This is a genomic window from Kutzneria viridogrisea DSM 43870, assembly GCF_000525635.1.
GTDB classification, from domain to species: Bacteria; Actinomycetota; Actinomycetes; order Mycobacteriales; family Pseudonocardiaceae; genus Kutzneria; species Kutzneria viridogrisea.
In genome coordinates, this window is record NZ_CP007155.1 from 7848005 (window position 1) to 7872975 (window position 24971).

General features: G+C 71.0%; 26 protein-coding genes. 7 read left to right on the forward strand and 19 right to left on the reverse strand.

All coding sequences use genetic code 11. The features are described 5' to 3' along the window. Positions 1–17: 17 nt before the first annotated feature. From KALB_RS34025 to KALB_RS34050, 6 genes are all read right to left on the reverse strand, one after another. Positions 18–686, reverse strand: a complete 669-nt coding sequence (locus tag KALB_RS34025) for a response regulator transcription factor (RefSeq protein WP_025360145.1) — start codon at positions 684–686, stop codon at positions 18–20. Beyond that, on the reverse strand, positions 683–1927 hold the full coding sequence (locus KALB_RS34030; protein ID WP_025360146.1) for a sensor histidine kinase: 1245 nt from the start codon (positions 1925–1927) through the stop codon (positions 683–685). The genes KALB_RS34025 and KALB_RS34030 overlap by 4 nt, the downstream gene beginning before the upstream one ends. Before the next feature lie 40 nt (positions 1928–1967). After that, positions 1968–2597 carry a DedA family protein gene (locus KALB_RS34035; protein WP_025360147.1) on the reverse strand — a complete coding sequence of 210 codons (630 nt, stop codon included), beginning with the start codon at positions 2595–2597 and terminating at the stop codon, positions 1968–1970. Next, positions 2587–3201 carry a class I SAM-dependent methyltransferase gene (locus tag KALB_RS34040; RefSeq protein WP_025360148.1) on the reverse strand — a complete coding sequence of 205 codons (615 nt, stop codon included), beginning with the start codon at positions 3199–3201 and terminating at the stop codon, positions 2587–2589. The genes KALB_RS34035 and KALB_RS34040 overlap by 11 nt, the downstream gene beginning before the upstream one ends. A gap of 356 nt (positions 3202–3557) precedes the next feature. After that, positions 3558–4466, reverse strand: a complete 909-nt coding sequence (locus KALB_RS34045; protein WP_201771851.1) for a phosphotransferase — start codon at positions 4464–4466, stop codon at positions 3558–3560. Between the two features lie 25 nt (positions 4467–4491). Beyond that, positions 4492–5946 carry a helix-turn-helix domain-containing protein gene (locus KALB_RS34050; protein WP_025360150.1) on the reverse strand — a complete coding sequence of 485 codons (1455 nt, stop codon included), beginning with the start codon at positions 5944–5946 and terminating at the stop codon, positions 4492–4494. Between the two features lie 465 nt (positions 5947–6411). Here KALB_RS34050 and KALB_RS47895 point away from each other — a divergent pair, with 465 nt between their 5' ends. From KALB_RS47895 to KALB_RS44540, 3 genes are read left to right on the forward strand one after another with little or no spacing between them, the layout of a single operon-like run. Beyond that, positions 6412–6549 carry a hypothetical protein gene (locus KALB_RS47895; RefSeq protein WP_158510864.1) on the forward strand — a complete coding sequence of 46 codons (138 nt, stop codon included), beginning with the start codon at positions 6412–6414 and terminating at the stop codon, positions 6547–6549. After that, positions 6546–6704 (forward strand): hypothetical protein, encoded by a 159-nt coding sequence (locus tag KALB_RS47900; protein ID WP_158510865.1) that lies wholly within the window; start codon positions 6546–6548, stop codon positions 6702–6704. Before KALB_RS47895 ends, KALB_RS47900 begins: the two co-directional genes overlap by 4 nt. Positions 6705–6752: 48 nt before the next feature. After that, positions 6753–7241 carry a hypothetical protein gene (locus KALB_RS44540; RefSeq protein ID WP_025360151.1) on the forward strand — a complete coding sequence of 163 codons (489 nt, stop codon included), beginning with the start codon at positions 6753–6755 and terminating at the stop codon, positions 7239–7241. Between the two features lie 68 nt (positions 7242–7309). Here KALB_RS44540 and KALB_RS34060 read toward each other — a convergent pair whose 3' ends face one another. The 3 genes from KALB_RS34060 to KALB_RS34070 form a co-directional block, all read right to left on the reverse strand. After that, a complete protein-coding gene (locus tag KALB_RS34060) occupies positions 7310–7912 on the reverse strand; it encodes a class I SAM-dependent methyltransferase (protein WP_025360152.1) in 603 nt (200 codons plus the stop codon). A gap of 67 nt (positions 7913–7979) precedes the next feature. Further along, the gene (locus KALB_RS34065) at positions 7980–8543 is read right to left on the reverse strand and encodes a TrmH family RNA methyltransferase (RefSeq protein ID WP_236650082.1); all 564 of its coding nucleotides are present in this window, start codon (positions 8541–8543) and stop codon (positions 7980–7982) included. Positions 8544–8634: 91 nt separating this feature from the next. After that, positions 8635–9474 carry a prolyl oligopeptidase family serine peptidase gene (locus KALB_RS34070; RefSeq protein WP_025360153.1) on the reverse strand — a complete coding sequence of 280 codons (840 nt, stop codon included), beginning with the start codon at positions 9472–9474 and terminating at the stop codon, positions 8635–8637. A gap of 174 nt (positions 9475–9648) precedes the next feature. Here KALB_RS34070 and KALB_RS34075 point away from each other — a divergent pair, with 174 nt between their 5' ends. After that, positions 9649–9915, forward strand: a complete 267-nt coding sequence (locus KALB_RS34075) for a hypothetical protein (RefSeq protein WP_148309761.1) — start codon at positions 9649–9651, stop codon at positions 9913–9915. Positions 9916–10133: 218 nt separating this feature from the next. Beyond that, positions 10134–11054 carry a serine hydrolase gene (locus tag KALB_RS34080; RefSeq protein WP_030108313.1) on the forward strand — a complete coding sequence of 307 codons (921 nt, stop codon included), beginning with the start codon at positions 10134–10136 and terminating at the stop codon, positions 11052–11054. Here KALB_RS34080 and KALB_RS34085 read toward each other — a convergent pair. The 6 genes from KALB_RS34085 to KALB_RS34110 form a co-directional block, all read right to left on the reverse strand. Then, positions 11031–12404 (reverse strand): MFS transporter, encoded by a 1374-nt coding sequence (locus KALB_RS34085; protein ID WP_025360157.1) that lies wholly within the window; start codon positions 12402–12404, stop codon positions 11031–11033. The two genes, KALB_RS34080 and KALB_RS34085, sit on opposite strands and share 24 nt — an antisense overlap. A gap of 78 nt (positions 12405–12482) precedes the next feature. Then, a complete protein-coding gene (locus tag KALB_RS34090) occupies positions 12483–13292 on the reverse strand; it encodes an ATP-binding cassette domain-containing protein (protein ID WP_025360158.1) in 810 nt (269 codons plus the stop codon). Further along, positions 13289–14245: an ABC transporter ATP-binding protein gene (locus KALB_RS34095; RefSeq protein ID WP_030108314.1), complete on the reverse strand. Its 957-nt coding sequence runs from the start codon at positions 14243–14245 to the stop codon at positions 13289–13291. Before KALB_RS34095 ends, KALB_RS34090 begins: the two co-directional genes overlap by 4 nt. After that, complete coding sequence (locus KALB_RS34100) at positions 14232–15050, reverse strand: ABC transporter permease (protein ID WP_025360160.1); 819 nt, start codon at positions 15048–15050, stop codon at positions 14232–14234. The genes KALB_RS34095 and KALB_RS34100 overlap by 14 nt, the downstream gene beginning before the upstream one ends. Further along, positions 15047–15979 carry an ABC transporter permease gene (locus KALB_RS34105; protein WP_148309993.1) on the reverse strand — a complete coding sequence of 311 codons (933 nt, stop codon included), beginning with the start codon at positions 15977–15979 and terminating at the stop codon, positions 15047–15049. Before KALB_RS34105 ends, KALB_RS34100 begins: the two co-directional genes overlap by 4 nt. 2 nt (positions 15980–15981) lie before the next feature. Further along, on the reverse strand, positions 15982–17475 hold the full coding sequence (locus KALB_RS34110; RefSeq protein ID WP_236650409.1) for an ABC transporter substrate-binding protein: 1494 nt from the start codon (positions 17473–17475) through the stop codon (positions 15982–15984). Positions 17476–17602: 127 nt separating this feature from the next. Here KALB_RS34110 and KALB_RS34115 point away from each other — a divergent pair, with 127 nt between their 5' ends. Further along, entirely contained in the window at positions 17603–18685 is a 1083-nt protein-coding gene (locus KALB_RS34115; RefSeq protein WP_081789667.1) for an HNH endonuclease signature motif containing protein, read from the forward strand. Between the two features lie 488 nt (positions 18686–19173). Here the strand turns inward: KALB_RS34115 and KALB_RS47910 are convergent, their stop codons facing one another. Further along, complete coding sequence (locus KALB_RS47910; RefSeq protein WP_158510867.1) at positions 19174–19539, reverse strand: hypothetical protein; 366 nt, start codon at positions 19537–19539, stop codon at positions 19174–19176. Continuing rightward, complete coding sequence (locus tag KALB_RS34125; protein WP_025360165.1) at positions 19536–20546, reverse strand: LacI family DNA-binding transcriptional regulator; 1011 nt, start codon at positions 20544–20546, stop codon at positions 19536–19538. The genes KALB_RS47910 and KALB_RS34125 overlap by 4 nt, the downstream gene beginning before the upstream one ends. A 194-nt stretch (positions 20547–20740) precedes the next feature. Between KALB_RS34125 and arfA the strand changes: the two genes are divergently transcribed. Continuing rightward, positions 20741–22243 (forward strand): arabinosylfuranosidase ArfA, encoded by a 1503-nt coding sequence (gene arfA / locus KALB_RS34130; protein ID WP_025360166.1) that lies wholly within the window; start codon positions 20741–20743, stop codon positions 22241–22243. A 63-nt stretch (positions 22244–22306) separates the two neighbouring features. On the opposite strand, the gene KALB_RS34135 is transcribed toward arfA, so the two are convergent. Continuing rightward, positions 22307–23536 (reverse strand): SAM-dependent methyltransferase, encoded by a 1230-nt coding sequence (locus tag KALB_RS34135; protein ID WP_025360167.1) that lies wholly within the window; start codon positions 23534–23536, stop codon positions 22307–22309. A gap of 12 nt (positions 23537–23548) precedes the next feature. Continuing rightward, a complete protein-coding gene (locus tag KALB_RS34140) occupies positions 23549–24907 on the reverse strand; it encodes an FAD-binding oxidoreductase (protein WP_236650083.1) in 1359 nt (452 codons plus the stop codon). Positions 24908–24971 lie beyond the last annotated feature (64 nt).

Consider the following 24971-nt stretch of genomic DNA (forward strand, 5'->3'; position numbering starts at 1 on the left):
GGCCGCTCGCCACTCGGTCAGCGGGTCGGCGCGACCAGCCCCGACTCGTAGGCCACGATCACCGCCTGCGCCCGGTCCCGCAGCGCCAGCTTGGTGAGCACCCGGCTGACGTGCGACTTGACCGTCTGCTCGGCCAGCACCAGCTCGGTCGCGATCTCGGCGTTGGACAGGCCCTGCGCGACCAGCACCAGCACCTCGGTCTCCCGCGCGGTCAGCGCGCTGAGCGAGTCCGGCCTGGCCCGCAGCGCCCGCCCGGTGGGCTGGGCCCGCACGAAGTCGTGGATCAGCCGCCGGGTCACCGAGGGCGCCAGCAGGGCCTCGCCCTCGGCCACCACCCGCACGGCGGTGACCAGTTCGCTGGCGGGCGCGTGCTTGAGCAGGAACCCGCTGGCCCCCACCCGCAGCGCCTCGTACACGTAGTCGTCCAGGTCGAAGGTGGTCAGCATCAGCACCTTGGCCTGGCAGCCGTGCGCGAGCAGGATGCGCTCGGCGGCGCGCAGCCCGTCCAGCACGGGCATGCGCACGTCCATCAGCACCACGTCCGGCAGCCGCTCGGCCACCAGCCGCACGGCCTGCTCCCCGTTCTCGGCCGTGCCGACCACCTCGATGTCCTCCTGCGCCGCCAGCAGCGCGGAGAAGCCCTCGCGGACCATCGCCTGGTCGTCGACCACGAGCACCCGGATCACTTCGGCACCTCCAGCAAGATCGTGGCACGCAGCACGAAGCCGCCGTCCTCGGTGGGCCCGGAGTGCACGACCCCGCCGTGCAGCTTGACCCGTTCGGTGATGCCGACCAGCCCGTGGCCCCCGGTCTGCTGCTCGGCCACCGGGCGCGGGCTGATCCCGTTGCGCACCGTCACGGTCAGCACCGTGCCCTCGCGCCGCACCTCCACCGAGACCGGCGCGCCCGGCGCGTGCTTGCCCGCGTTGGTGAGCCCCTCCTGCACCACCCGGTACGCCGTGAGCCCGACCGCGGCAGGCACCTCGCCGTCCACGGACACCTCCAACGCGACGTCCACCCCCGCGCCGCGCGCGCTGTCCACCAGCTCGGTCAGCTCGGTCAGCCCCGGCTGCGGGGCCATGTCCGGGGCCTGGTCCGCACCCCGCAGCACACCGAGCAGCCGCTGCATGTCGGTCATCGCGGAGCGGGCCGCCTCGCCGATGCCCGTGAACTCCTCCACGCAGGGCTCCGGCACGTCCGCCAGCCGGTAGCGGGCAGTCTCGCAGCGCACGACGATCATCGACATGTGGTGCGCCACGATGTCGTGCATCTCGCGGGCGATGCGGGCCCGCTCCTCCAGCCGCGCCCGGTCGGCGTCGGACTGCGCCGAGGCCCGCTGGTGCAGGGCCAGTTCCCGGCGAGTGCGGTTCAGCGAGCCCGCCAGCGTGCCCACGACGATCGGCAGGACGATGGCGAACAGCACGCCGGTGGGACTGTTGCGCCCGAGGAGCGTCATGCTGAACAGCAGCACCACCCCGGACAGCACGCCGGTGGCCCCGACGATCCAGGGTTTGTGCAGGTAGGCGACGAACGCCAGCACGTACATGTAGACCAGCCAGAGCAGCAGCTCGGCGTCCCCGCCGACCACCGTGCCGACCAGCACCAGCAGGCTGCAGATCCGCCAGGCCATCAGCGGCTGCTGCCGGGCCACGAAGCCCGTGTAGATCGCCGCCGCCAGCAGGCAGAACATCGCGCCGAGCTGGGTGGCCGCCCGGAAGAACCCGTTGAGCCCGAAGGCCGCGATCCCCAGCATGCCCGCCATGGCCGCGGCCGCCCCGAGGAACAGCAGTTGCCGTTGGCTGAGCTGCGGAACGGTCAGCTTCATCCGGTCCCGGTCGGCCTGGTCGCCCTCGACCCCGGTCCAGACCACCACCCGTACCGCGTCCAGGCCCTTGTCCAGCCAGTCCTGGACCTCCACCTTCTCCATGGCCAAGACCGTATTGCCCGGGCAGGTGCCCGGTCGTCACTCAGCGGAGCGATCCCTCGACCCGTACCGGGGTATCGGTCACGACCTCCCCCGGTAGCGGATTGCGCCGCAGCCAGCGCCGGGCCACCAGCACGAGCAGCACCAGCAGGCCCGCCGCCACCACCGCCAACACCCAGGACACCCGCTGGTACGCCTCGCCCGCCGCATACCCCAGTAGCACCATGACGGTCCCCCACACCGCCGCCGACGGCAGGTTCCAGGGCAGGAACCGCCGGTAGGGCAGCCCCGAGGCCGCCGCCAGCCGGGGCGTCAGGGTGCGCGCGCCGACCACCCACTGCCCCAGCAGGACGGCCGCCCCGCCGAACCGCGCCAGCAACTGCCTGGCCCTGGCCGCGCGCGGGTGCGCCAGCCAGCGGTTGCTCAACGCGTGCGGTCGCCACCGGCCGAACGCGTAGGCCGCCTGGCTGCCCGCCAAGGCCGCCAGCGCCCCCGTCACCACGGAGACCGGCAGCGGCACGAGCCCGGCCTGGGTGAGCACGCCCAGGGTGAGCAGCGCGCTGGCCCCCGGTAGCACCACGCCGATCACCAGCGCCGCCTCCACCACCACGAAACCGCCCGCGACCAGCAGCACCAGCGGGGCGGGCAAGCCGCCGAGCAGGTCAGCCGGCATCGGTCCGCACGACTGGCCGCCGACAGATGTAGCTGATCGCGGGCGGCACGTTGGCCCACACCACCCTGGTCACGATGACCTCGTCGAAACTCTCCGCGAGCAGCGCGCGGAACCGCCTCGCCCGGCCCATCGGCAGGGCGTGCACGTAGGCGAAGGTCGCGAACGCCCCGCCCGGCGCCAGCACCGCACCGACCTGTTCCAGGATCGCCCGCTGCAACTCCTCCGGGAACAGCGCCCAGGGCAGGCCGCTGATCACCGCGTCCACCTGCTGCACGTCCCGCTCCGCCAGCAGCTTGGCCAGGTGCGCCGCGTCACCGTGCACGACCTCCAGGCCGGGGTGCGCCGTGCGCAGGTGCTCCACCAGTTCACCATCGATCTCCACGGCCAGGTGCCGTGCCGTGGCGGGCAACCTGCGGCCCAGCGCCCTGGTCGCCGAGCCCGTGCCCGGCCCCAGCTCCACGACCACCGGCTCCCCTGTGGACGGTGCCACCGAGGCCAGCAACCCGGCCAGGGTCGGACCGCTTGGTGCGATCGCACCGATGGCAGCCGGTCTGCGGCGCAGCGCGCTGAGGAACACCCGCAGGTCGTGCAAGGGCTTGGTCATGCCGACCATCGTGCCTGCGATCCCGCGCGGGCGCGTCGGCTTCTGGGACCGAGGTACTGACCAAAAGTGGGATTGCAGATCATCCTGGAGGATGAGTCGACGCCCTGACCAGCCACTTCAGCGCGCCTGCGCGATCGTGCCCGACTTCCCGTTGGGTGTGACTCATGCACCTGAGAACGGGACTCGCGCAACTGTGGGCGGGACTCGCGCTCCCCAGGGCGGGACTCGCACGCTGGAGAGCGGGACTCGCGGGTGGGGGCGGCTTGTCGCGGGCGAGCACCGGCGAGTCCCGCCCAGCCGTCGGCGAGTCCCGCTCTGGCGCGGGCCAGTCCCGCTCACCCGTGGGCGAGTCCCGGCTAGAGGATGCTCCAGCGGTGGGGTTCGGCGCGGCCCCAGCGCTGCACCCGGTTGACCACCTCGGCGGCGCCAGGGCTGCCCGGGGTGCACTTGCGCGCGTTGGTCGTGATCATCCGCAGTTCGCGCAGGTCGCGGATCGTGTCGAAGTGGGTCCACTCGCGGATGTCCAGGCCGTAGGCGCGGGCGAAGTCGGTGTACTCCTGCTCGGGGTAGCCGAACCGGCGGCAGTGGATCTCCACCGTGGCCAGGTCCCACTCCAGCTGGCCGTACCGGGCGCTGTCCCAGTCGCACAGCACCGGGCCGGTGGCGGTGTGCAGGGCGTTGCGGTGCTGGGGGTCCCCGTGCACCAGGCCCGGCGGGAACAGGTAGCGCACCGCCTGGAGGCGGGCGGCCAGCCGGTCGCAGCGGTCGAGCAGGTGCTCGCGCTGGTCCTCGGTGAGGATGCGGCTGGCGTGCAGGGAGCAGCGGATCGCACCCACCATGTTCAGCGGTGGCAACGGGTTCGGCGGCGCGGGCGAGCGGTGCAGTTGGCGCAGCGGGACGGCGAAGTCGGCGGCGGCCATCGGCGCGGTCTGCGGCAGGTAGTCCCAGAAGGTGACCGCGCTGTCCGCGACGAACAGCGGCTGCGGCACGCCCCTGGACAGTCCGACAGTGGGAAAACCCTGCCCGGACAGCCACTTCACCAGGCTGACCGTCCTGCTGACGGTGGTCAGCTCCCCGCCCGGCCTGGCGATCTTGGCGACGATCCCCGCGCCGCGCAGCAGGTACACGGCGTTGGTCTGGTGGCGCAGCAGCATCGCGTCGCTGTCGTCGATGCCCGCGTGCAGGCAGGCCAGCGCCAGGGTCCGCCGCGTGGTCGGTTCGGTGAAGTCCACCTCGGCCAGCGGCGGCATGTGCGTCGCACTCATCGCCGCACCTCGCTCGCGAGCTCGCTCATCGTGCGGCCACCGACGTGGCCAGCAGGCCGCGCAGTTCGTCCACCGAGCGGTGCCGTTCGTAGCGGTGCGGCACAGCCTCGATCACGTCGCGCACCCGCGTGTAGACGATGCTGGTCCGGTGCTGCTCGGGCAGCGTGGCCAACGTGTGCGTGGTGAGCTGGGCCGCGTCGGCGACCTCGCCGTCACTGGCCAGGCACACGGCGCGGTCCAGCTGCACCAGCGCGGGGTCGAGCACCCCGCCGGTCCCCCGGTAGAGCTTCAGCGCCTGGTGCTGCACCTGGTCGGCGCGGCGGGTCTGGCGCAGGTAGGTCAGCGTGCCCGAGAGGTAGAACAGCAGCCGCTTCTCGGAGAACACGAACGCCTCGTCGGTGTCGGCGGACCCGGTGCGCTCGAACAACTCCTGTGCCCGGCGCAGGGCCTGCTCGGCCCGGTCGTGCTGCCCCATGCGCGCCAGGGCCCTCGCCTCGGCTGCGGCGGCCAGCGTGGTCGCCGAGCAGGGGCTGGCCGCCGAGATGGTCTGCGCCTCGCGGGCCAGCCGGATGGTGTCGGTGAGGCTGCCGAAGTAGTAGGGCAGCATCGCCGCCTGCGCGCGGACCTGGGCCCGCAGCCGGGGGTTGCCCGCGTCGTCGGCGGCCAGCCTGGCGGTGCCGTACCAGGCGTGCGCGTCGGCCACCTGCCCGCACTTCATCAGCGCGTCGGCGGCCAGCGTGGCGAGCATGGAGGTGACCTGGCTCAGTCGCACCTGGATGCTCGCGGGCTGGCGCACCGAGGACAGGTGCCGCACCTCAAGGAAGTCGGCGATGATCATGCCGAGCATGGGCAGCGGCGGGGTGTGCGTGTAGGCGCGCAGGTGGTTGGCCACGCCCTCCTCGATCAGGTCGATCTTGGTGACCGAGACCGTGCCCAAGCAGAGCGTGTCGTCCATGGCGCGGCGGGCCTGCTCCACGGCGTCGAGCAGCGGCGGGGCCAGGGTGGTGCCGGTGCTGCTGAGCAGGCGCTGCAACAGGGCGCGACGTCTGCCCGCGTCCTGCTCGGGCTCCGAGTCCTCGATCACCGGTGGCGGCGGCGTGACCGAGCGCGGCAGCGGGATCGAGGACAGGCCGTGAACCGGTACGGCCCGCGGGGGACGCGGCGGGGCGTCCAGCCCCAGCACCAGTCGGTCCACCGCGGGCAACTTGCCCACGTCCGCGGCGGCGACCAGTCGGCAGGGCTGGGTGCCGTACGCCTCGGCGAGCACCGCGAGGTTGTGCACGGTGGGCCGCTTGCCGCTGATCGCGGGCCACTGCTCCAGCTTGGACAGCACGCTGGCGTCCATACGGGCCGCGGAATCGCCGGTGATCTCGTTGTAGCGGCGGGCCACCTCGGTCTGGGTCAGTCCGAGCGCGTAGCGGTAGGCGGCCAGCGGGGAGAACCGCCAGCGGGCGCGGAACTCGTCCGCGACCTCTTCCATTGTGCGACGCTGGGAAATCATCAACTCGCGAAGTGCATCCCGATCTGACTTGTCGCCAGGCCGCTTGGACTGCGCCACAAGGCTCTCCTCCCCGACATCACCACAACCAGGATCACCCAGCGGGTTATGCAGTACAAGATCCGAACCAGCGTTCACAGGAATTCGCCAGGTACGCATTCACCGACGTCTCGGCGACGTGTTCAACACAGAGTGATATGCACGACACAGCGCGTTCAACATGAAGGATCCGCAGGTAGAGAGCGTCTCTGAGTCGGTTCATGCATGGCGGCCACCGTTCTTGTGCACAGCGTGCACAAGAATCCTCAACCCATTGACGTTGCCGCAGCTCGACGGCTCATTGATTAGCCCAGCGGAAATCTCCTCCGCCGCTCGTGACCAATGCCGGGGTGAGGAGGTTGGCTGTTTACCGCCAACCCCACCACCTGGCAACCCGAGGAGAACACGATGACCCGCGACTTCCACTGCGGCTACCGGCCCGCGTTGCAGACCCCGCCCAGCGGCCCGGTCAAGCCGGGGCCGACGGGACCTGGACCGCTCAGTCCCGGGCCGCTGCGGCCCAGGCGGCCCGCCGACCCGCGATGAGACGGCAAGCGCGCCAGGCGGGCACCACCACCGCCTCGGCCCACCGGTGGCCGTACCCGTGGCACCGGACCGTGTCCGACCCGTTCCTGCTGGCCGACGCGATCGCCGGGCGACGGCGCGCGCTGGCCCACCTGCGCGGTGAGGACGTGCGGTGATCCAGTCCAACCCCTTGTGCGTTCGACCTCAGGAGTCGGTGAGCGATCATGACGTTGACGGATGAGACCAAGCAGGGCGCTGTGTCACGCCAGCGGCTGACCGAGATCGCGGAGACCTACCAGCGGCTCTACGGCTGGCCGGCCAGGTACGAGGCGCACACCGGCACGGTGGTGCTGCGACTGGGCGAGGTCGTGGACGCGATTGCCATGCGGGCCGGTTTCGCCGCCGAGGTGCAGGCGATGCTGGGCATCGGCATGCTGGCCGGCCCGGTGCTGGCGGTCGCCCACCACCGGCCGAGGTGGGTGCTGCTCACCCAGCTCGCGACCAGGACCTCCACCCGGCAGCTGGTTCAGGCCGAGTTGGGGCACCCCGGCGTGGACATGCAGTTCCTGACCGGGACGTTGACGCTGCCCGCACCGATCGCGAGCACCGAGGACACCCGCTGGGTGATCCACCCGACCGTGGGCGGCGACCTGCCGCCCTGGTCGGCGGTGGTGGCGGTGGCCCGATCGCTGCGCGCGGGGCGCAACTGGTGAGCTGATCCGGCGGGGGCGGGGGTGGGGCCGTGGGAGCGTGCAGGGACGCTCCCACGGCCCTGCGGTCTTCAGGACCGGTGCGGCCTGCGGCAGACGTAGGTCAGCGCGGGCGGGAAGTTGCGCCACACCACACGGGTGGGCAGCACCTCGTCGAAGGTGGCCTCCAGCAGTTCGCGGAACGACCGCGCGCCGCCCAGCGGCAGGGCGTGCAGGTACGCGAAGGTGGTGAACGCCCCGTTCGGGGCGAGGACCTTGGCCACGTGGTCGAGGATGCGCTGCTGCTGGGGCGGCCCGATCAGCGACCAGGGCAGTCCGCCGACCACCGCGTCCACGCTGTCCAGCCCGCGCTCGGCCAGCACGGTGTCCAGGTGGATGGCATTGGCGTGCGCCACGTCGATGCGCGGGAACGCCTCCTGCAGGTGCGCGGCCAACTCGCCGTCCAGCTCCACGGCCACGTGCCTGCCCGACTCCGGCATCCTGCGCGCGATCGCGGTGCTCACCGCGCCGGTGCCCGCGCCGAGCTCCACCACCACGGGGGACTCGGTGCTGGGCACGACCGCGGCCAGGCGGCGCGCGAGGGCGGGCGAACTCGGGATGAGCGCGCCGATGACCTTCGGCCTTCGCACCACCGCGGACAGGAACACGGGAAGGGCACCACGCGAACTGGACACGCGCACAGCTTGCCCTGTCCGCCGTGAAATTCACACTTCGGTGCCCAGGTGACGGCAACGGTGCAGGTCAGAGCAATCCGGCCAGCCGGTAGGCGACCAGCGAGCCCGCGACGGCCACGGTGAGGCTCAGCCTGGTGCCCACCATGGGGATCTCCACCACCTGGTGCACCAAGCGCAGCGCCTCGGGTGGCACGCCGTGTTGCTCGTGACCGAGCAGCACCACCGTGCGTCCCCGTGCCGCAGACAGGTCAGCCAGCGGCGCCCCTCCGCCAGTCCACCGCCACCAGCGTGGTCCCGGCCGCGCGCTGATCGGCAAGCCAGCGCCCCGGGGCGTTGACCCAGCGCACGCAGCTGCGGTGCCGCAGGGTGTGCCCCTGGCCAGGGCCTCGGGCACCCACGGGTGCCTCGGCACGGCCAGGCAGGCGCCGACCGCGTCGCAGGTGCGCAGCAGGGTGCCCAGGTTGGCGCCGTGCAGTGGCCAGAGCGGGGCGAGCAGCAGGTGGTCCCAGCAGGAGTGCGGCCCGCGGCGGCGACTGCGGCGCAGGTCGCGACGACCGGTGGGTTCGGACGGATGGGTTGCCTGTGCGGCATGATCCACGGTGTGGGGCGCTTCGCGGCGCGCCCGAGCCATCGACGACTGGCTGACGGCCACGCGTCCCGCCCGACCACCGCCAGGCTACCCCGCACCACCCAATACGCGACTGTCTACTGTGGACTAATTGTCACGCGGCCTCCCGTTCCCCTGCGAGGTGGCGCTGGAACCATTCGGTGACGGCCTCGTCCACGCGCAGGGCGTCCTCGTTCTGCGGGGCGGGTTCCACACCGGGTTCCTCGGCGAAGGAGTGCCCCATGTCGGGGATCACCGTGTGCCGCGCACGCCGCCCGAGCGAACCGGGCAGGACCGAGTGCAACTCGGCCAGCGGCTCGCGGAACTCGGGGTCGTCGAGCTCGCCGCCGAGCAGCAGCAGGGCCAGGCCCGGGTGCCGCCGCGCGATCTCCTCCGCGCGGGCGATCACGTCCAGGCGCGCGGCGGCGGCCTCGGCGGGTTCGGTCCACTCGTAGGTGAAGCCGAAGACCTTCTCGGCGCTGTCCACCACCGGCTCGACCCGCACCACCGGGTTGATCACGGCGGCGGCCGTGACGGGCAGGTCCTGCTCCGCCAGCACGCGCAGCACGACCGCTCCGCCCGCGGAGCCGCCGACCAGCCCGAGCGGCCCTTCGCCGAGACCCAGCTGAGCGCGGACCGCGGCGAGCGCGAGTGGGAACTCGGCGGCCGCCTGCCCCACAACAGGTTCCAGTAACCGCAGCACGTAGTCCTCGGCGGCCAACTCGCGCAGCGCGTCGAACCCGCCCGAGGGCAGCCGGGCACCGAACAGGGGCAGGCCGAAGTAGACCCGCCACGCGTCCACTCCGGACAGTGGCAGCGCGGCTGCCAGCGCCGCCTCGCTGCGCGGGCTGTCCATCAGGTGCCAGGCCGCCACCAGAGGCGTGTCCTCGGCTGGGTTGTCAGGCGGCAGCACCACGTACGGCACCCCCGCGGCCATGCCCTCCTTGACGTTCACCGCAGTCCCCTCTCTCTCGTACGACGAGCCCTGGGACCACAGTGGCACGGGGGTCTGACAATTCCCGGCGCGCTCGCTGTGGGCGGACGGCCGATGCCCCTCCGGCCAAGCCTGCCGTGATCATCGATAGGGTGACGTCGTCACGCAACGAGAACGGGAGCTCACCGAATGTCGATGCTGGGTCACGCAATCAGGTCCCTCGGAACGGTGACGGTGGTGGCGGGCGTCACCGCGGTCGCACTCAGCGGGACCGCTCAGGCAGCGCCGTACGGGGGCGAGGCCGGGGGCAACACCAGCGGGCTCGGCGGCCTGATCGTGATCAACCCGCAGGGCAGCGACAGCCTGATCGAGATCGACCGCACCGCGAACATCAACCTCAGCCTGATCACCATCGGCAACCCGAGCGCGGGCAGCGACCACGACGGGGACGAGGCGGAGTAGGCCCTCGGGCCAGCGCCGCACCGGGTGCGGCGGCGCAGCATGTCATGAAAGTGCCGTATGAGACATCTGGTGTCTCATACGGCACTTTCATGACATTAGGGGTGCCCACCAGTGTCCGGCCGGTGACACGGCGTCCGCGAAGCTGAGAGGTACTTGAGGGAACCCTGTCTGTTCTGGCAGGTCAGGGACCGATCGGGGACCGGTGCCGTTCACCGGGTATGAAGCGCCTGCCGACGACACTGGGACTGCTGGCCACCACCGCGGTCGTGGCGGTCGCAGTGAGCGTGTCCTCCCCCGTCGCCACGACGTTGGCCGCCGTCAAGCAGCCCGCGACGCCAACGACGACCAGCACCAGGCCGTCCGCGACGACGACTCCACCGCAGACCACGACCACGACGACCACACCCCCTCGGGTGGACCCCGGTGTGCTGGCGCAGCAGGTGGTCTCGGCGGTGCAGTCCACGGCACCGGGCAGCAAGGTGGGCCTGCTCGTGGTGGACACCGGCACCGGCACGACCCTGGCCTCGGCCAACGCCTCCGAGCAGTTCTACACCGCCTCGGTGGTGAAGCTGCTCATCGCGCTGGACCTGCTGAGCAGCCAGAACTGGGCGCCGGACGCGGACACCCAGGCCCGGGTGCACCAGATGCTGGCCTACAGCGACGACTCGATCGCCGACGCGCTGTGGGACGCCGACGGCGGCAACTCGATCGTCAGCAGGGAGGCGGCCAGCATTGGCCTGACCGGCACCCAGCCGCCGGAGGACGAGACGCAGTGGGGCGAGACCCTGATGACGGCGCAGGACGTGGTGGCGGTTTACCACTACATCACCACGACCGTGCCGGAGCCCTCGCGTGACCTGCTGCTGACCGCGCTGAGCGGGGCCGCGCAGACCGCGGCGGACGGCACCGACCAGTACTTCGGCATCCCGGACGCCCTGCCCGGCACCTCGTGGGCGATCAAGCAGGGCTGGATGCAGCTGTACACGGAGTCGGTGCTGAACACCACCGGCCTGGTCGGGCCGAACCTGCGTTATGCCTTGGTGCTGCTGGGATCCCTGCCCGCCGGGACGAGCACCGCCACCGGTGACGCCGCACTCACCGCGGGTGTCGCCGCGCTACGCAGCACGGTCACGTCGTGACAGCCACGCCACGGCTCCCGTTGCCAGCAAAGCGAAAACGCCCAGTCCCACGCACACGGTGCGCAGCGCCGAGGTGTACCCGGTGCCGGTCAACGCCCCGCCGCTGAGCCCGGCCAGCACCGCGCCGACCAGTGCGATGGCCACGGTCTCGTTGGCCAGCCGGGCGGTGTTGAACATGCCCGAGGCGGTACCGGACTTCTCCGGCGGCACGCTGCCGATGGCCAGCCCGTCATTGAGCCCGATGGACAAACCGAGTCCGGCACCGGTGAGCAGGAACGGCACGAGCAGCGCGAGCGGGGTGCTGTCCGGGCCGATCGTCACCAGCAGCAGCGCGCCGATGCCCGTGATGGCAACGGAACCGACCACCAGCGCGATCGGCGGCACGCGCGTGGCGAGCAGCCCGCCCAGTGTCGGCAGCACCACGGACGGCCCGGTCAGCATGAGCAGCCAGATCCCGGTCTGGCCCGCGCTCAGGTGCACCACCTCGATCAGGTAGGAGGGCAGGTACACCATCAGCGGGACCAGCACGATCACGATCGCCCCCGCGGCGGCCGACAGGGCGAGGAACCGGCGGTTGGCGAGCAGGCCGAGGTCGAACAGCGGGTCCGGCTTGCGGCGTTCCACCCGCGTGAAGGCGAAGCCGAGCAGCAGCACAGCGGCGAAGGAGCCGAGGATCACCGGGCTGGTGAAGCCCAGGTCGGCGCCCTGCACCAGGGCGAAGATGAGCAGCAGCAAGGAGGTCGTGAACAGCGCGGCACCGGCCCAGTCCACGCGACGGCCCGGTTCCACCGGCACGACGGGCAGGGCGGGCACCAGTAGCAGCGCCACCAGTGCGAAGGCCGCGGGCACGCCGAACACCGCGCGCCAGCCCAGGCCGTCGACCAGCAGGCCGCCGATCGTCGGGCCGAAGGCCAGCCCGATGCCCAGAGCGGTGCCGAACAGCCCGAACACGCGGGCCCGCGCCGGACCGTCGAAGGTGGCGGCCAGCATCGAGGTGCCGCCGGTGACCGCCGCCGCGGCACCGATCCCGCCCAGTGCTCGCACGAGGTCGAGCAGCAGGATGTCGCCCGCGAAGGCGCTCACCGCCCCGCACAGGCAGAACAGCGCCAGCCCGCACGCGTAGATCCGGCGTTTGCCGACCACGTCGGCCAGCGAGCCGGTGAACACCAGGAAGGCCGCGAAACAGGCGTTGTAGCCGTTGACGACCCACTGCGTGGCGGCCAGTTCGGCGCCGAGATCGGCTCGGATCCCGGTCAGCGCGACGGAGGCGCCCGCGATGGTCAGTGGGAACATCACCGAGGACAGCAGGACCGCGGTCAGTACCAGTCCTGGCTTTCCCTTGTGGGCCAAGTCACTCGCTCCCCAGGTCGACGTCGACCGGAGGCTAGCGAACGACGTTCGCCGCTGTCGCGTGATTTTTCGCCCGCCTCACGGGGTGAGGTCGGCCGCGGTGATCCCGGCCAGCGCCCCGCGCAGCGTGGGCACCGCGCGCACGAGCTGCCGCGTGTACGGGTGCCGCGGGCGGCGGTAGACCTGCTCCACCGCACCCAGCTCCACCAGCTGCCCCGACTTGAGCACCGCCACGGTGTCGCACACGTGGCGGACCACCGACAGGTCGTGCGAGACGAACACCAGCGTGAGCGAGTAGCGATCAACCAGGTCCGACAACAGGTTCAGCACCTGCGCGCGCACCGAGACGTCCAGCGCGCTGACCGGTTCGTCGGCGATCAGCACCTGTGGGCGCGGGGCCAGCGCCCTGGCCAGGCAGATGCGCTGGCGCTGGCCGCCGGAGAACTGGTGCGGGTAGCGGTCCGCGGCGCTCGCGGGCAGGCCGACGGCGGCCAACACCTCGGCCACCCGCTCGGCACGTCCAGGGATGCGCTGCGCCACAAGGGGTTCCGCGATGATGTCGGCGACCCGCATCCTCGGGTCGAGCGAGCCCATCGGGTCCTGGAACACCACTTGCAGGCGGCTGCGCAGGAAGTCCAGGTCCCGCTGGCGGCGGCCGGAGACCAGCTGCCCGTCGAACCGGACCGCTCCGCTGCTGGGACTGTCCAGGCCAGCCAGCAGACGGACCAATGTGGACTTTCCAGAACCGGACTCACCGACCACGCCAAAGCGTTGTCCCGCAACGACTTCGAAGGACACCTCGTGCAGGGCGCGCACCTGCGTGCGCGGTCCGAACGGGGTGCTGCGCGGGCGACGGTAGCTGCGGCTGAGTTCCTCGGCGACGATCACGAGTCACCGCCGACCGGGTGCCAGCAGGCGTGGCCGTGCTCGGGGGCACCGGTCCACGGCGGCAGGTCCGCGCACTGCTCGTCGGCGCGACCGCAGCGTGTGCGGAACACGCATCCGGAGGGGAATTCCCCTGCCGCGGGAACGGTTCCGGGGATCGCGTGCAGGCGGCCGTGCTCGTCGGTGGACTCCAGGTCGGAGGCGTCGAGCAGGCCGCGCGTGTAGTGGTGCCGGGGCTCGGTCAGTACCTCGCGGACCGGACCCGCCTCCACGACGCGCCCGCCGTACATCACCAGCACCCGCTCGCACACCGTTGCCACGACAGCCAGGTCGTGCGTGATGAACAGCAGGGCCGCGCCGCGTTCGGCGACACCGTCCAGGATCAGCTCCAGCAACTGCGCCTGCACCGTGACGTCCAGCGCGGTCGTGGGCTCGTCGCAGACCAGCACGTCCGGGTCGTTGGCCAGCGCCATCGCCAGCAGCACGCGCTGGCGCTGGCCGCCGGAGAGCTGGTGCGGGTAGGCCCTGGACAGGGTCGCGACCTCGGGCAGGCGCACCTGTTCCAGCAGGCGCAGGGCATCGGCCTCGACCAGCACGCGGTCCCGGCCCGGGTGGTGCACCTCGCGGGCCTCGGCGACCTGGTCGATGACCCGCATCGCCGGGTTCAGCGCGGTCATCGGCTCCTGGAACACCATGGCCAGCCGCGAGCCGCGCAGCTTCGTCAGCAGACGTTCCGGTGCGCCAACGAGTTCGTGCTCCACCCCGGCCACGCGGACCGAGCCGCTGGCGGTCAGCTCCTCGGGCAGCAGGCCCAGCACGGCGGTGGCCGTCAACGACTTGCCCGAGCCGGATTCCCCGATCAGGCCAACGCGTTCGCCCGCGCTGACGGTGAACGAGACCTCGGTGACCAGGTCCAGTTCACCCGCGCGCACGCCGAGCCGGTCAACGGCCAGCATCACCCACCCCCTTCAGCCTCGGGTCCAGCCGGTCCCGCAGCCCGTCGCCGAGCAGCGAGAAACCCAGCACCGCCAAGGCGATCGCCACACCCGGCACGACCACCAGCCGGGGCTGCACGGCCAGCAGCTCCTGGGACTCCTGCAACATCCGGCCCCAGGACGGGGTCGGCGGCTGCGTGCCCAGCCCCAGGAAGGACAGCGCGGCCTCGGCCAGCACCGCGATGCCGAAGGACACCGAGGACTGCACGATCAGCAGCCCGGCGACGTTGGGCAGCACGTGCCGCACGGAGATCGCCAGCGGGCGGCGCCCGGCGGAACGGGCCGCGAGCACGTACTCGGTGGTGAGCACCTGCATCGCCGCCGCCCTTGCCACGCGGGCGAAGGAGGGCACGGTGGCCACCCCGATCGCGATCATCGCGGTGCCCGTGCTCGCACCGAACCCGGCCCCGAGCATGATCGCCAGCAGCAGCGCGGGGAAGGCCAGCACGAGGTCGTTGACGCGGGCGACCAGCTCGCCCAGCCAGCGCGGGCCGCTCGCCGCGAGCAGCCCGAGCGGGGTGCCCACGAGAGCCGCCACGCCCACGGCCACGAGGCCCACGTACAGGGTGGTCCGGGCGCCGACCATCAGCTGGCTCGCCACGTCCCGCCCGAACCGGTCCGTGCCCAGCCAGTGCGCCCAGTCCACGCCGCGCAGCCGCAGCGCCGCGTCGACCAGGGTCGGGTCGTACGGGGTCCACAGGAAGGACAGCAGGGCCGCCAGCACGATGAGGCCGACGAGCGCGCCGCCCAGGACCAGACTCCTCATGCACGCCTCAACTTCGGGTCCAGGACCGCGTACAGCACGTCCACCAGGAAGTTCACCAGCAGCACGGCGACCACCAGCAGCATCACCACGTCCTGCACCACGACCAGGTCCCTGGTCCCCACCGCGTCCAGCAGCAGGCTGCCCAGCCCCGGCACGACGAACACCCGCTCGATGATCACGGCACCGACCAGCAGGGTGGCCAGTTGCAGGCCCAGCACGGTGACCACCGGCACGGCCGCGTTGCGCAGCCCGTGCCGGACGAGCGCGCGGACCGGCCCGAGCCCCTTGGCGCGCGCCGTGCGCAGGTAGTCCGCGCGCAGCACGTCCAGCACGGCGGACCGCACGTAGCGGGTGAGCACGGCGGCCTGCACCAGCCCGAGGGAGAGCGCGGGCAGCACGAGCCCGCGCAGGAAGGCGCCGAAGTCGGCGTTGGGCGGGGTCCAGCCGCCGGAGGGCAGCAGGCGCAGGTGCACCGCGAACACCTCGACGAGCAGGATCCCGGCGAGGAAACCCGGCACGGCGGCGCCGAGCTGGCTGGCCGCCGACACGAGCACCCCGCTGGTCCTGCGGTGCCGCACCGCCGCGAACGCGCCCAGCGGCACGGCCACCAGCGCCGCGATGACCATCGCCGTACCGACCAGCCAGAGCGTCACCTCGAACCGGTCCAGCAGGCGCGGGGCGATCGGCTCGCCGGTGACGTAGGAGCGGCCCAGGTCCCCGCTGAGCAGCCCGCCCAGCCAGTCCGCGTACTGCACCGGCAGCGGCCGGTCGGTACCGAACTCGTGGCGTGCCTTGGCCAGCAGCTCCGGTGTGGCGTTCACGCCCAGTGCGACCTGCGCCGGGTCGCCGGGCAGGACCGCGAGCAGGGCGAAGACCACCAGCGAGGCGACCGCCGTCGTCACCAGCAGGATCACCGCCCTGCGCAGCACGATCACGAGGCCCTGCCGAGGTTTGACAGGTCAAAGGAGTCACTGACCTGGTCGCGGGCCAATCCGGTGATGCCCGCCTTGGCCACGACCAGGTTCGGCAGCAGGAACAGCCAGTCCGCCGCGGCGTCCTCGCTGATCGTGCTCGCGACCTGACGCAGCCCGCTGACCTGCTGCTCGGGCGTGCCCGCGTCGGCCTGGGCCAGCAGGGCGCCCACCCTCGGGTTGCGGTAGCCCCAGTAGTAGTTCGGGTTGCCAAACGTGGCCAGGTCGTGCGGTTCCACGTGGGCCACGATCGACATGTCGTAGTCGTGACCGGCGAAGACCTCCTTGAGCCAGACGGCCGGGAAGTCCAGTTCCTCGATGTTCGCGGTGACCCCGACCTTCGCCAGGTCCGAACGGATCACCTGCGCGCTGTCCACGGCGTAGGGCAGGTTCGGCACTCGCAGGCGCAGGACGGGGTGCGGCTGCCCGGCCTGCGCGAGCAGCTCGCGGGCGCGGTCAGGGTCGTACGGGTAGCGGTTGGACAGGTCCTCGTACCAGGGGTCCGAGGGCGGCACCATGCTGCCGATCAGCAGCCCCTTGCCCGCCCAGGCAGTGGCCAGCAGGGCGCGGCGGTCGATGGCGTAGGTCAGGGCCTGCCGCACCCGCTTGTCCGACAGCGGGGCCCGCGCGTTGTTGAACGACAGCACGACCTCGCCGGTGGTCGTGCCCTGCACCACCGTGAACCGGTCGTCGGTCTCGAAGCGGGACAGCGAGTCCGGGGTCTGCACCGAGCTGATCACGTCGATTCCGTTGCTGAGCAGGGCGTTGTTCAGCGCCGTCGGGTCGGCGAAGTACTTCAGCACGACCGTGCCGAAGGTCGGTTTCGGACCCCAGTAGCGCGGGTTCGCCTTGAGCACCAGGGAATCGCCCCGGTTGAACCGGTCGAGTTGGTACGGGCCCGTGCCGATCGGGGTGGTGCGGAGGTCCGCTGTGCCGGTCGGGGTGAACATGGCCCCGACCCGGCCCGCCATGGCGAACAGCCAGTTGTTGCTGGGCTTGGACAGGACGACCCGGGCGTGGTCGGGCGCGACCGCGTCCACGTGGTCGACCACGTCCATCGACGCCTTGGTCGACACGGTCCACGCGGTCTTGACCCGGTTGATGCTGAACTTCACGTCCTCGGCGGTGAAGTGCGCGCCGTTGGTGAAGGTGGCGTCGTCACGAAGTTGGAAGTCGTAGGTGCGGCGGTCCTCGCTCAGCGTCCAGGACTTCGCCAGCAGCGGCACGACCTTGCCCTGGGCGTCGAGCCGGACCAGGCCCTGGTACACGTTGTAGAGCAGCGCCTGCGGGATGGCCGCGCCGTCCGTGCTGGTGAAGTCCAGGTTGGCGGGTTCCGCACTGAAGCCGATCGTGATCGTGGCGGCACTCGGCGAGGAGTAGGCGGTGGAGCCCGCCGAGCACGCCGTGAGCGTGATCAGCACCGCGATCGCCAGCAGGGCTCGGAGCACGGTGATCAGCTTAGTGGGCCGGGGTGTGGTGGGCGGCGTAGCCCATCGCCTCCCCCAGAAAAACCACTCCCGAGATTCGGCCAACACCCCTTTTCACTCTTCCGTGTCCGCTATTCGGAGTAGAATCGGTGGCATGGGGAAAGTGGAGATCGCGCGGGCAGTCTTGGCGGCCGAAGTCGCCAAGCGCGTGCTCGACCACGCCCAACTCCGATTGATCGCGGAGTTGGACGATCCCCACGAGCTGGCATTGCTGCTACACATTCCGTTGGGCGCCGCCCGACGGAAACTCGAACAGGCCGCCGCGCTGGATCGACTTCCCGTTGTGGCCGGACTGCTGCGCGACGGACGGATAGACCTGGACCGGTTCGAGGTCGTGCGCAAGCGCACCGAAAACCTCGATGCCGGACAGGCCCGGGCAGTGGATACCGGACTGACCGGAGCCGCCGAGTGGACCACTCAGGAACTCAAGTCCGAAACCGATCGCCTGATCTGCCTGGTGGACCCGGCAGGTGCGGAGCGGCGACACGTGCGGGCGGTACGGAAATCCTCGCAGGTCAGCTACCAGTCCATGCCCGATGGGATGGCGTTGCTGACCGCCTACCTGGACGCCGTGCCCGCGCGGGCGATCTTCGACCAGATCACCGCCGACGCGGAGACCCTCGATGACGACCGCACCTGGGGTGAGAAGCAGGCCGATGTGTTCCTCGAGCGGATGCTCGGCAGCGGCCGACCGGTCACCGTGCACACCGATCTCACGATTTCCGCGAAAACGCTCATCGGACTGACCGAGGAGCCCGGCCACATTTCCGGGGTCGGGCCGGTCGATGCCGCCACCGCCCGGGAGATCGCCGCCCAGGGCGACTGGCGGAAAGTCCTCGTCGATGAGGTCGGGATGCCGATCGGAGTCGGGCGACAACGCTACCGACCACCGGAAGCACTCAAGGAATTCGTTCGGGTCCGGGATCGAGTGTGCCAGGCACCGGGATGCATGCGGCCTGCGGCGCAGTGCGAGATCGACCACGCGCGGGGGTTTGCCTCGGGTGAGGTGACGGATGCCTGCAATCTGGGGCCGTTCTGCGCACTACACCATTACCTGAAGACCATCGGGCTCTACCGGTTCACCCGAGAACTGGACGGCACCCGACACTGGACCACCCCTCTCGGGTTCGTCCACACGACCCGGCCCAAGCCGATCGCCGAACCCGACCCGCCCTGACCGGGCGGGCGAGGGGGCGGGACGAAACAACTCCACAGCGGACCAACCGGCCACCGAACCGGCGCGGGACAACGGAAGCGGCGCCCCGCCTCCCGTCCAAAGCCATCAGCAAAAGCAACCAACGGCTCCACCGGCAGCGGGCACCGAACGACGAGAACCGCCTCATCGAGGCCATCAGCAACGGCAACCAACCACCCAACCGGCAGCCAGGCAACAAAACCGAGCCCCACCCCCCGTCCAAAGCCATCAGCAAAAGCAACCAACGGCTCCACCGGCAGCGGACACCAAAACCCGAGAACCACCTCACCGAGGCCATCAGTAAAAGCGCCCCGTCACCCAACCGGCGGCAGGCCATCCAGCAGCAGGCAAATCGACGCGGCAACCGCAGGCAACCCGCCCGACCGATGCCCAGCGAATGTCCCAGCCTTTCTCGGCACGACACTTCTCGATCTTGTGCAGTGGGGCGCGGGACACGGAGGCCAGGGCGGTCAACCACTTGTGCCCTCCCGTGGCGCGCGCTTCTCCCAGGGCAGACCGGGCAGCAGGGCGAAGCTCATCGCGACACCACCGACAGCGAGCAGGACCACCATCGAGGGGGTGACCCAGGCGGGCACCAGGTCGACTGTGCCGTAGCCGCGCCACGCGCAGCGCGCACTGGGCGGGAACACCTGCTCGGCGTAGTCCACGCGCATCCCGGCAGGCGGCGAGGGGAATGCCGTGCCGATCGCGGCGCGGCACTCCTCTTCCTGGTGCAGCGGCAGGAACCCGACCAGCGCGCCCAGGTGCAGGAGCGCCGCGGCGAACACCGCCAGCACGGCCACCAGCACCCACCTCAGGCGCAACCGTCTGCTCACCCGCGGCCCACGGTGCTCTCCCGCGCGACCAGCCGGTGCCCGGCGACCAGTTCCCTGGGCGGGCCGACGTACCCGTTGACCCGCTCCAGCAGCATCGTCACGGCTGCCTCGGCGATCTGCTCCTTGTCCGGGGCGATCGTGGTGAGTGTCGGTGTGCTGAACCGGCCGTCCTGGATGTCGTCGATCCCGGCCAGGGCCACGTCCTGCGGTACCCGCACCCCGCTGGACAGCAGGGTGCGTAGCGCGCCGAGCGCGAGCAGGTCGTTGAAGCAGAACACCGCGTCGGGCGGCTCGGGCAGGGTGAGCAGCCTGCGCATCGCCTCGGCCCCGTCGGGCCGGTGGTAGGACATCGCGGGCAGCACGAGCGCGGGGTCCGGCGCGATGCCTGCCTCGGCCAGCGCCTCGCGGTAGCCGCGCAGCCGCACCTCGGCCGTGCCGGCGTCGGAGTTGTGCTGGTCGCCGATGGCCGCGATGCGGCGGCGCCCCAGCGCGATCAGGTGCCGGGTGGCGTCCCGGGCCGCGGCCACGTTGTCGATCACGACGTGGTCCGCGGTGCCGGGCCGTACCCGCTCGCCGAGCAGCACCAGCGGCAGGTCTTCGCGCAGCCCGGCCAGGTAGGAGGCGTCCAGGGTGAGCGGGCTCAGGATCAGCCCGTCCAGGGTCTGCGCCCTGGGCCCGGACACGGTCTGCCGCTCGCGGTCGCCTCGCCCGTCGGTCTGGTCGATCAGCACCGACCAGGACTGCTGCTCGGCGACCCCGATCACGGCCTTGGCCAGTTCGGCGAAGTACGGGATGTCCAGTTCGGGCAGGGCGAGCCCGATGATGCCGGACCGGCCGTAGCGCAGGTGACGCGCGGTCAGGTTGGGTTGGTAGCCCAGTTCGTCGATCGCGCTGCGTACCCTGGCCCGGGTCGCCGCGCTGACGTAGCGGTAGTCGTTGACCACGTTGGAGACCGTTTTCACTGACACACCAGCCAGTTTCGCGACGTCCTTCAGGCTGGCACTCACGAGCGTCCTCCTTGTCCGCGGCACGGACATCTTCCCTACTACAGGACGCGGCTACTACCCTCAGTGTTCAACCGACCCCGTGACGATCTTGTCACGGATCGGGTTTACAACGTTGTACATCGATCAATCGGCCGTCCGGCCGCACCGCCCTGCTCGGTGGCCGGGCAACCCAGGCAGAGGGAGAGCACAGCACCGTGAAGCAGGCACAACTCAAGCTCGACCCCGACTTCGCGATCGGCGAGGTGGACCGGCGGCTGTTCGGTTCCTTCGTGGAGCACATGGGCCGCTGCGTCTACACCGGCATCTACGAGCCGGGGCACCCCACCGCCGACCACGAGGGTTTCCGCGGGGACGTGCTCGACCTGGTCCGTGAACTGGGTGTGAGCGTGGTGCGCTACCCGGGGGGCAACTTCGTGTCCGGCTACCGCTGGGAGGACGGCACAGGCCCGCGCGAGGACCGGCCGACCCGGCTGGACCTGGCCTGGCGGTCCATCGAGACCAACGAGGTGGGCGTCAACGAGTTCGCGACCTGGGCCCGCCGGGCGGGGGTCAGCCCGATGATGGCGGTCAACCTGGGCACCAGGGGCGTGCGGGAGGCCGCCGACCTGGTGGAGTACTGCAACCACCCGGGCGGCACGTACTGGTCGGACCTGCGGGTCAAGCACGGGCAGGCCGAGCCGCACGCGATCTCGTTGTGGTGCCTGGGCAACGAGCTGGACGGCCCCTGGCAGACCGGGCACAAGACGGCGCAGGAGTACGGGCGGCTCGCCGCCGAGGCGGCCAAGGCCATGCGGCAGGTGGACCCCGGCATCGAACTGGTGGCCTGCGGCAGTTCCAACAGCGCCATGCCCACCTTCGGCGCGTGGGAGGCCACCGTGCTGGAGCACACCTACGACCACGTGGACTACGTGTCCCTGCACGCCTACTACGAGGAGTTCGACGGGGACCTGGACAGCTTCCTGGCCTGCGCGCAGGACATGGACCAGTTCATCGGCGCGGTCGTGGCCACCTGCGACCACGTCGGGGCGAAACTGCGGCGGCGCAAGAAGATCCGGCTGTCCTTCGACGAGTGGAACGTCTGGTACGCGCGGCGTTTCCCCGGCCACGAACACCTGGAGTCCCAGCATGCGCCCCGGCTGATCGAGGACAACTACCACGTGGCCGACGCGGTGGTCGTGGGCAGCCTGCTGATCACCCTGTTGCGGCACGCCGACCGCGTGTCGGTGGCCTGCCAGGCGCAGTTGGCCAACGTCATCGCGCCGATCCTGACCGAACCGGGCGGCGGGGTCTGCCGCCAGACGATCTTCTACCCGTTCGCGCAGGCCGCCCGCTTCGCCCGGGGCACGGTGCTGCGCGTGGAGCCCACCTCACCCCGGTACGACACGGCCCGGTTCGGGGAGGTGCCGTTGCTGAGCGCCGTGGCGACCCAGGACGGTGAGGAGGTGACGGTGTTCGCCGTGAACCGGTCGACCACGGAGTCGTTGGGGCTCACCGCGAACCTGCGCGCGGTGCCCGGGCACGAGGTGGTGGAGCACCTGGCGCTGGCCGAAGCCGACCACACGCTGACCAACACCGTGGCCGAGCCCGACCGGGTGCGACCGCGCGTACTGGCCGGGGCCTCGGTCACCGGGGACGTGCTCACCGCCGAGCTGCCCGCCCTGTCCTGGAACGTGATCCGCCTGCGCCGCCGGGCCTAGGTGCCATGAAAGTGCCGTTCGTGGCGTCAGGTGCCAGGAACGGCACTTTCATGGCGTTCTCGGTTACCAGGTGGGTCGCAGCGGCATGTGCGAGCTGGTGCCGTCCAGCTTGACGCCCAGGATCTGGTGCAGCTGCACGTTGTTGATGTCGAACCCCCACTGGCAGCCGGCCAGGTAGAGGCGCCAGATGCGCGCCTTGGGCAGGCCGACCTCCCGCACCGCCTCGTCCCAGTGCTCGTCGAGGTTGGCGCACCACGCGTCCAGGGTCATGGCGTAGTGCTCGCGCAGGTTCTCCGAGTGCCGGATCTCGAACCCGGCCCGGTTCATCGAGGACATCAGGAAGCCGGGGCCCTCCAACTCCCCGTCCGGGAAGATGTACCGGCTGATGAAACCGCCCGCCTTGAACGGATGGTCGTCGCTGGGCCGGGTGATGCAGTGGTTGAGCAGCCGCCCGCCGGTGCGCAGCTTCGAGTACAGCGAGTCGAAGTAGGAGGGCAGGTTGCCCGCGCCGATGTGCTCGGTGAGCCCGATCGAGCTGATCGCGTCGAACCCGGTCTCCGCCAGGTCGCGGTAGTCGCAGAACCGGACCTCGGCCACATCCTGGAGCCCGCGCTCGACGATCGCCTTCTGCGCCCACTCGGCCTGCGCCCGCGACAGGGTCACGCCCAGGGCCTTGACCCCGTAGTGCTCGGCGGCGTGCATGACCATGCCGCCCCAGCCGCAGCCCACGTCCAGCAGCCGCATGCCCTCGTCCAGCCCCAGCTTGCGGGCCACCAGGTCGTGCTTGGCGTACTGGGCCTGCTCCAGGGTGGACTCCGCCGTGGGGTACACCGCGCAGGTGTAGGCCATGGACGGGCCGAGCACCCACTCGTAGAACGTGTTCGACACGTCGTAGTGGTGCGAGATCGCCTGCGCGTCACGGCCCTTGGAGTGCCGCCAGCCGCGCGGGCGCGCCTCCTGCGGCGGCGGGCCGACCGGCCACCACAGCCTGCGCTGCACCAGCAGCCCGAGCAGCCTGGCCTTGGTGCCGCGGTCCATCTTGCCCAGGTCCAGGTCGCCGAGCAGGTGGAACATCCGGTGCAGGTCCCCGTGCACCTCGATGTGGCCGGACACGAAGGCCCTGGCCAGCCCCAGCTCGCCCGGCGCGGAGGCCAGGTGGGACAGCGCGAACGGAGACCTGATCTCGATGGTGACCTCGGCGTCCGGCGGTCCGCTGCGGCTACCGTCATAGGCGACGAACCCGATCAGGTCGTCGGCACTGAGCGCCCGGCTGAACAGCTCCGCCAGTTGCATCGCGATCCCCTCTCAACGCCCTCGCACGCACTTCTCGTAGAGGTCCGGAAGTCGCTTCTCCGCATCGTATTCCCGCTTGAGCCCCTGGTAGACGTCTCCGTTGTAGAAACGCCAGAACTCCTGTTCCGGGTAGTACGAGTCGGAGTAGAGCGACTTGTGCCCGCCCAGCTTGGCGACGACCTGCTCGATCCGCCTGTTGTAGGTGCCCATCTCCTCGCCGAAGCCCAGCCGAACCCCCGACCAGAAGCCCACGTTCACGTAGAGCGTGTCCGGGTCCAGCGGGTACAGCGGCCACGGGGTGGCGTCGCGGACCTTCAGCGGGCACAGCCACACCGGGCTGATGCCGATCTCGTCGTCGAAGAACTCCAGGAACTCGGCGAGCCGGTCCACCGGCACCTCGATGTCCTGGATGACCGGTTCGGTCGGGTACGCGTTGCGCAGCGACTCCAGCCTGCGGCTCAGCCCGTAGCGGCGGTCCAGCGCGACCAGCCTGCGGTACACGTCCGAGCGCAGCAGGCGGCGCGGCCAGAACCGGCGCACCCACGGGTCCTGCACACCCAGCGCCTTGGAGCACCAGAACCAGTCGGTGTCCCAGCGCCACAGGTAGTCCCGCACGGTCAGGTGGTCGACCTGCTTGAACGGGATGGACTTGTAGTAGATGTGCATGCCGGTGTAGTCGCTGACCGAGGGCGCGTGGTCCACGAAGTCGGCCAGGGTCAGGAACAGGGCGCCGCGGCTGAACACCGTGCCGTCGATGAAATCGACCGGTTCGCCCTGGTACGACCGGTCCGCGCAGATCCGCGCGATGGCCGCGGCGCAGTCGGCGGCGTTGCCGAACCGGACGTGCCGCAGCCGCACGAAGGGCTTGACCGGCTCCAGGTCGATGCGCAGCCGCAGCGCGTAGCCCAGCGTGCCGTAGGAGTTGGGGAAGCCGTGGAACAGCTCGCGGTGCTCGTTGTCGGCGGTGGCCACCACGACCCGGCCGTCCCCGGTGAGCACCTCCAGCTCGCGGACCGCCTCGTGCGGCAGGCCGTTGCGGAACGAGGAGGACTCGATGCCCAGCCCGGACACCGCCCCGCCCAGGGTGATCGTCTTGAGCTGGGGCACCACCGAGGGCATCAGGCCGTGCGCCAGCGTGGCGTCGGCCAGGTCCTCGTAGGTGGTCATGCCGCCGACCTCGGCGGTGCGGGTCACCGGGTCCACGTGCAGCACCCGGTTGAACCGGGACACGTCCAGCCCGGGGTGCGCGTTGGCCTCGCGGAAGCGGAACAGGTTCGAGGTGGGCTTGGCCAGCCGGACCGGCGTGCCCGGCGGCAGGGCCGAGTACTGCGCCCGCAGCGCGGCCACCTCGGCCACGTGGTCATCCGGCACGGAAGTCACACCTCGTTGGTTGCCCACGACAACCGACTCTAGGGTGCGGTCACGCGCTCGTCAC